Origin of the sequence: Nostoc sp. FACHB-888 (genome assembly GCF_014696655.1) — a bacterium.
Lineage (GTDB): Bacteria > Cyanobacteriota > Cyanobacteriia > Cyanobacteriales > Nostocaceae > Nostoc.
Genome location: NZ_JACJQM010000204.1, coordinates 1 through 7,129, shown reverse-complemented (window position 1 = coordinate 7,129; position 7,129 = coordinate 1). Strand labels below are relative to the sequence as shown.

The following is a 7,129-nucleotide window of genomic DNA, read 5'->3' as shown; positions in this document are numbered from 1 at the left end:
TTTTGTATAGCTTCTGGATTACTAAAGAAAATAGTGGCGGGAAGCTCGTTTCCCAATACCCTAAAAGTATCCCCATACATTTGATACCAAACATCTAATGTTTCTAGTGGTCGAAGAAAAAACTGAACTGTTTGTATCCAAGAGGAAGCTTTTGGCCCGTCAGGAAGAGACATAATTAATCAAGCTACTACAATGATTTATATCTGAATATACAGTATATACTAAGTAATCATATAGGCTTCAAACTAAAAACTGCAATTTTTATTTGTGAGACAAAGTTGATTTACAATCTTATTACCATTAGTAGTAACATGGTTAATTCAATGATTAAGCTAGGACAAAAAAATAGTGTTACAATGCTGAAAAAATATAAAAGTATTGCTATAATGCTAATACTTTTTTCTTTATCAACAATTTTCCCATCCGAAGCTCAACAAATTGTTCCAGATGCAAGTCTAACGAATAATACTCTAATAAAATCAGAGGGAAATATCAGTAATATTGAAGATGGAACTCAATTAGGTACTACCTTATTTCATAGCTTTAAAGACTTCTCTATTCCTACTGGTAGCACTGCTTACTTTAATAATACTCCGAATATTCAGAACATTTTTAGTCGAGTGACAGGTAAATCTATTTCCAATATTGATGGATTAATTCGAGCTAATGGGACAGCAAATTTATTTTTAATAAATCCCAATGGGATTATATTCGGTAAAAATGCTCGATTAGACATTGGCGGCTCATTTTTGGCAAGTACAGCAGATAGCATTAAATTTGATAATAATATTGAGTTCAGTGCTAAAAACCCTCAATCTTCTCCTTTGTTAAAAGTAAATATAGCGAGGGGGCTAGAGTTTGGTATAAATCCTGGGGCAATTAAAGTACAAGGAGCAGGTCACACTATTCAAGGCTTCGATTTTAATTTTCCTTTTGATGCTAGTAGATTTGCTAATGGTTTGCAAGTAAATCCTGGCAAAACTTTAGCCTTGTTAGGAGGAGACGTATCAATAGAAGGAGGAATACTTAGTACAATAAATGGAAACATTGAGGTAGGAAGCGTCGCTCAAGGAAACGTAGGCATCAAACCAGATAATAATAAGTGGGTTTTTAATTATGAAAACAAACAAATATTTAGAGACATAAGTTTATCACAAAGCACTTTAGTTTACGTTGGAAGTAATGAAGGTGTAGGAAAAAGTATTAATATCCAAGGACGTGAGATAAAAGTTTTAAATGGCTCCTTGATCGCTAGCCAAACCTATGGTTATAAGCAAAATGGAGAAACCACTATTAATGCCTCTAATTTTTTAGAAGTTAAAGGAGAATCTCAATTTAATACCAGTGCTATCTTTACTAGTAATTTTGGCAAGACACCAGGAGAAAATATTGAAGTCAATGCAAAAAATTTTATCATTGAAGGAGCGCAAATAGCCACCACTACTTTTAGTGATACGCCAGGAGGAATAGTATCGGTGAATGCCAACAATTTAAAAATTGTTGGTTCTACTCCATCTATTATCAATCCTTCTGGCTTAGGTGGTATTAACACATTCAGCTATAGTTCTGGCAATGGAGGAGATATAACTGCAAAGATAGGAGAATTAATTTTAGATAACAGAGGAACTATTACTGCAATTTCCACTAGATATTCGGGACGCAGTGGCAATTTAAATTTAACATCAGAAAGTGTCATTATTAGGAATGGAGGTAGCTTAGGTTCTCTTACTTTCGCTAACGGCAAGGGAGGAAATGTTTTAGTAAGCGCAAAAGATTTTATAGAGTTAACAGGACAATCTTCTTCTCTGGAGCCTAGTCTCATTCAGGCTAATACTTTTGGTAGTGGTAACGCTGGTAACTTAGAAATTAATACCCCAAAACTATTTATTCGAGATGGAGCAACTGTAAATACAACTACGGTATCTTATGGAAATGCCGGTAGCCTTACTATCAATGCTTTTGATTTTATAGAAGTTTCAGGCGTTAATCCAAATTCAAAGTTTCCTAGCTCCATACAGTCGTCAGCAGCTATTTTAAATGAAAGTTTAAGAGCAAGATTCCCCAGCGTACCACCAACCCCCACTGGTGATGCAGGAAGCGTAACTGTCAATACCGGCCGCTTAAATGTTATGGATAGCGGATCGTTGAGCGTCAAAAATGATGGATCTGGCGACGCTGGCAGACTTCAAGTAAATGCCAATCACATCAGCGTCGCCAGATCCGGCGCTATTACTGCAACCACTGCTGTAGGACAAGGTGGTGATATTGACATCAATTCAAATTTTTTACAACTACAAGATGCCACCATCTCCGCAACTGCTGGGCAGCAAGGTAGTAATGGTGATGGTGGGAACGTAACTATTAATACGAAAAACTTATTCTCTTTAGGAGACAGTAGCATAACTGCCAATGCTTTTGAAGGAAGGGGAGGTAATATCAAAATCGATACTAAAGGGCTTTTCCTTTCTGCCAACAGCCAATTTACAGCCAGTTCTGAGCGAGGTGTCAACGGCACAGTTGAGGTTAACTTTTTAATAGGAAACAATGTGCAACCCAAGATAGAACTAGAAGCAGTTCAAACAGATACAAAGATTGCATCAGTCTGTCAAGGGCGATCGGACACAATAGCAAGTACTTTCGTTGTTAGTGGACACGACGGTTTATTTCCTAGTCCTAGCAACCTGCTATCTCAAAACCCTATTTGGCAAGACAACTCTCTTCTAGATCAGTCCGACAATGATTTGGGAAAACTAAAATCAAGGGATCAAGAGCCTACGCAAATATTAGAAGCACAAGCTGTAGTACAAGAATCTGATGGCAGAATTTTTTTGACAACAAATTCTGGGTCAGTCAGTGCTAACAGTGCATCGTCTGCTAATCCATGTGCCGACGAAGTCAAAAAGGTAGGTTTGAATCAATTCTAGTAAAAATTAATGATTAAACGTCGAGATTGGGCTAAATACTTTTTTTTAAGCATTGCAGGGTTATTTACATTTAATAAAAAAGCATTTATTGCTCCTGCTTATGCTACAGATAAAAGACATAATCAGGCACGATTATTAACCCAAAGAGGAAAAAATTTTTTTGATGAAGGCCGAGCCGTAGAAGCACTTCAAGACTGGGAAGAAGCCACAAAAATTTATCGTCAAATTCACTATCAGGAGGGCGTTACAGGCAGTTTAATCAACCAGAACTATGCCCTACAAGCTTTAGGGTTAAATCGTCGAGCTTGTACTACACTTTTACAAGCTTTGAAGTTAGATACAGATGCCGATATTTGCGCCATCCCCTCAGAGCAATCTACTGCATCTACAACAGAACTACTGACGAAAGCAATTGATCAGCAAAAGTCAACACCTCTGAATCTGCTTGCATGGCATAACTTGGCAGATGTATTGCGCTTAATTGGCAAGTTAGATGAATCAAAAATAGTTTTGGCAAAAATATTGTCAACTGCTAAAAATATTTCATCTGCTGACCATAGTAGAATTTTACTTTCTTTGGGAAATACTGAAAATTCATTTTACAAACAAGCAAGAGATAATTATAGTTCAATAGAAGAATCAGCTTTCAAAAAAGAAGCTAGCTTTTTAGTTCAGAAAAAAGCCTTAGAGTCCCTTGATATTTATCAGCAAATAAATAATTCATCAACGACTTCTCAAGAAGTAAAATTACAATCTCAATTACAGCACTTGAATTTACTATTAGATTTTCAGGAATGGCTGACGATAGAGGTGAGATTAGGTAAAACAAATTTAGCTACTGTTCGTGCTAGTATTACTGAACAGATTCAGCCAGTAGTTGACTTAGTGTTAAAAAACTCCTCAATATTTTCTCAATTACCTGCTAGTCAATCTGTTTATGCCAAACTTAACTTTGCTAACAGCCTGAATCAAATCTCAGATCAACAATTACGCTCAGTAGCCATTGGATACGCTAAAAGCGCTTTGCGAACTGCTCAAAGCACGAACAACCATCGGCTAAAATCAGAAAGTTTTGGTACTCTAGGTAAATTAAATCCAAAGGAATCACAAACCTATTTTGAACAAGCTTTAAGCCAAGCTCAGTCAGTTCGGGCATCAGATATTGCCTACCAATGGCAACAGGAATTAGGAAAATTATACCAAAAGCAAAAAAGAACTAAAGCAGCCCTTCAAGCTTATGGTGCTGCAATTGAAAATATTACTCAAGTTCGTAAAAACCTCTTACCAAACAACGCAAATTTACAATTTTCCTTTCAAGAAAAAGTGGAGCCTATATACCGAGAATATATGCGATTACTCTTAGCTTCTCCTAATCCTGACTTAGAACGAGTAATCCAGACAAATGAACGATTGCATATAGCTCAACTAGAAAATTTTCTCCAGTGCGGAAATCTTGACATTATACCTTTGAACGAAGTTAAAAACTTGCCTACCGCTCCGACAGTAGTTCACATAATTGATTTGGATGAAAGTGTAGAAGTAATTTTACAGTTGCCTAATGGCTCCCTTCATAGCCATTCTGTTGATTCTAGGCTAGTTAAAACTAATGTTGATAATTTATTAGAAATCTTACAATCCCTTCGATTGTCCTCTACCGCTGAAATTGACATTCTTTCTTTTCCTCGGTCACTCTATGACTTGCTAATCGCGCCCATAAAAAAATATTTGCCTTCATCAGGAACGCTAGTGTTTACTTTAGATACATCTTTCCAAAGCTTACCAATAGGGCTGCTTCATGATGGTAACGATTATTTATTTAAATATTGTAGTATTGCTCAAACTTTAGGCTCTAGAGTTCGACAACCCAAGCTCTTACTTAAAGAGCAGTTAAGAGCTTTAATTGGTGGACTGTCTGAAATCAATCCCAGTCTTAGGACTTTAAATGTTCTTGAAAATATGAAAGCACTACCAAAAGTGAAAGAGGAGATAGAATATGTAAAGCAACAAACTTCTTCTTCAAAAGTTTTGCTAAACGAAAAGTTTACTGGCCAAGCGCTTGGGCAACAGTTGAGTAGTTTTAACTTTCCTATTGTTCATTTAACTACTCACGCTCAATTTAGCTCTGAGGCTAAAAGGACAATGTTCTTTACTTGGGACAAAGCGATTAACGCACTAGAGTTTTATAGCCTACTAAAATTCAGCGCTCGTTCCAATGAAGATGGAATTGAATTATTAGTTTTAAGTGCTTGTCAGACTGCCAAAGGCAATAAGAGGTCAGCACTAGGAATTGCTGGAGTAGCTGCACAAGCAGGCGCAAGAAGTACAGTGGCAACTTTATGGAAGGTAGACGCTGACTCCACTGCTTTACTTATGGAACAATTTTACAAAAATTTGAAAAATGGTGTTCCCAAAGCAGAAGCATTGCGTCAAGCGCAATTAAATTTAATATCAGACTCTAGATACAGCACCCTTATTTTTGGGCAGGATTTATTCTTGTTGGCGGATGGTTGTAAAATTCTACTAAATTTACTCCTTGCTGCACTTTAGCTAATTCATCTAAGTTTCTACTACGTTTTGCCAATTCATTTGCCACATTATAATTACGAAGCGCTTCATTCGGCAACCATGCTTCTAAATATCGATCTGCTAATACTCTATAAAGGGTAGGATTTTGACTTCCTGCTGCTACTCGTGCTTCTAACGCCTCAATCGCTTCATTCAAAAGATTTCTAGACATATATATAGCATGTAGATCGAAAATGGCTGCTTCGTCTGGGGGTAAGTTTAACTCATTGATATGCTGGACTCTTTGTTTAATTTCATTTTGCTCTTTCTCTGGCAGAACAATAATTACTAACGGTTCGGAACTTGCTAGAGATTTATCCTTATTTGCAATTACAGTAAAATTATACGTATTACCAAGTTTTAACTCTTTTTGTTCCTTGGGGTAAGGCAGGGTAGTAACAGTTTTATCTACTGTTTTCTCCCAATAAAATTCGTAGCTACTCACAATTACTGTATAGCTAATAGCATTAGAAACCGCATACCAAGATATTTTAGGCCGACTACTCAACATGGAACTGCCATAGGGACTAATTAATGTTGGTATATCCTGATCCTCATGCGGACTCTTAGTATTATTGCAACCGCTAGGGTTCAGTCCTGTGCATAGCTTTGCTTTTTTCTGAGGCAATGAACATTCGTCAGAGGCATCGAAAATCTTACTCTGCTTGAAATCTAAAAGTTTTCCGTTTAAATAACACAAAGCACTGACTGTGCGTCCATTAACTGGGTTAATACGATCTCCTGGGCACAGTTGACTACCTGCTGCCAAAAAACGATCTCCTGCATTAACAACTCGACCATTCGCCTTACACTCACGACTCCCTATTGATTTAAGTTGGCGACCCCATGCACTGCTCAAACCCAAAAAAAGGATTATTGATACAATCATTGAAATTGGGAGAATGTAGATTATTTTTCCTACTTTGTCTGTTCGCCTATCTGCCATTAACATTAAAACTGTTATGTTAGTACTTGCATATTAATAGCATACAGGAAGTTTAGGTATAAAATAAAGTGTCATTCTTCCCTTTGACGAATAGGATCTTTTAACCTGATTCTTTCTAATACTTGCGACCGCCAACCGAAAACCTCTGGCTCTCTAGACTCAGTTAGCAAACAAATTTCCCAAGAAATCCAGGCATAATCAACATCACCTAGAGCTTCTTGCACCTGCGCTAACAAGCAATGGGTAGATGTTCTGTGTATATCTAATTCTTTGGCTTTTTCCAGATATTTCTTTGCTTGGCTATATTCCTTTTGCTCAAAGAGCGCCCAACCTAAATTTTTATACAAAACAGCCCGTAATTCAGGCTCTTTAGCTTTTTGTAAACCTTGTCGCGCTAAAGCGATCGCTGCATTATAGTCACCTTTTATAATCTTCAATCTCGATAAATTATTGATGGGCAGAATGGCTTGGCTACTAGTTTTTATAGATAACTGATACTGTTTTTCAGCTAAATCATCTTTTTCTTGCTCATCATAAAATGTCCCTAGTCCGTAATGCCCTTGCCAATTATTAGGATCTAGCTCAATTGCCTTTCCATAGTTATCAGTTACGCATTCAAATTGCTGTAATTGTTGGCAAACCACAGCCAAATTAGTATAGATTTCCGAATTTTGATTATTATATTTAATTGCTA

Annotated in this window: 4 protein-coding genes; 2 read left to right on the top strand and 2 right to left on the bottom strand. The window is 36.8% G+C overall.

The genetic code is table 11. The features are described 5' to 3' along the window. Positions 1-386 precede the first annotated feature (386 nt). Both H6G26_RS36565 and H6G26_RS36560 read left to right on the top strand, forming a co-directional pair. A complete protein-coding gene (locus H6G26_RS36565; protein WP_190736352.1) occupies positions 387-2,924 on the top strand; it encodes a filamentous hemagglutinin N-terminal domain-containing protein in 2,538 nt (845 codons plus the stop codon). Between the two features lie 9 nt (positions 2,925-2,933). Next, complete coding sequence (locus H6G26_RS36560) at positions 2,934-5,471, top strand: CHAT domain-containing protein (RefSeq protein ID WP_190736350.1); 2,538 nt, start codon at positions 2,934-2,936, stop codon at positions 5,469-5,471. On the opposite strand, the gene H6G26_RS36555 is transcribed toward H6G26_RS36560, so the two are convergent. Continuing rightward, complete coding sequence (locus H6G26_RS36555; protein ID WP_190736348.1) at positions 5,395-6,378, bottom strand: hypothetical protein; 984 nt, start codon at positions 6,376-6,378, stop codon at positions 5,395-5,397. The two genes, H6G26_RS36560 and H6G26_RS36555, sit on opposite strands and share 77 nt — an antisense overlap. A 128-nt stretch (positions 6,379-6,506) precedes the next feature. Continuing rightward, positions 6,507-7,129: tetratricopeptide repeat protein (locus H6G26_RS36550; protein WP_190736346.1), on the bottom strand; the 623-nt coding region annotated here is incomplete at its 5' end.

Coding starts and splice junctions, on each gene's coding strand:
- H6G26_RS36565 (WP_190736352.1), top strand. CDS start 387: ATGCTAATACTTTTTTCTTTATCAACAATTTTCCCATCCGAAGCTCAA.
- H6G26_RS36560 (WP_190736350.1), top strand. CDS start 2,934: ATGATTAAACGTCGAGATTGGGCTAAATACTTTTTTTTAAGCATTGCA.
- H6G26_RS36555 (WP_190736348.1), bottom strand. CDS start 6,378: ATGATTGTATCAATAATCCTTTTTTTGGGTTTGAGCAGTGCATGGGGT.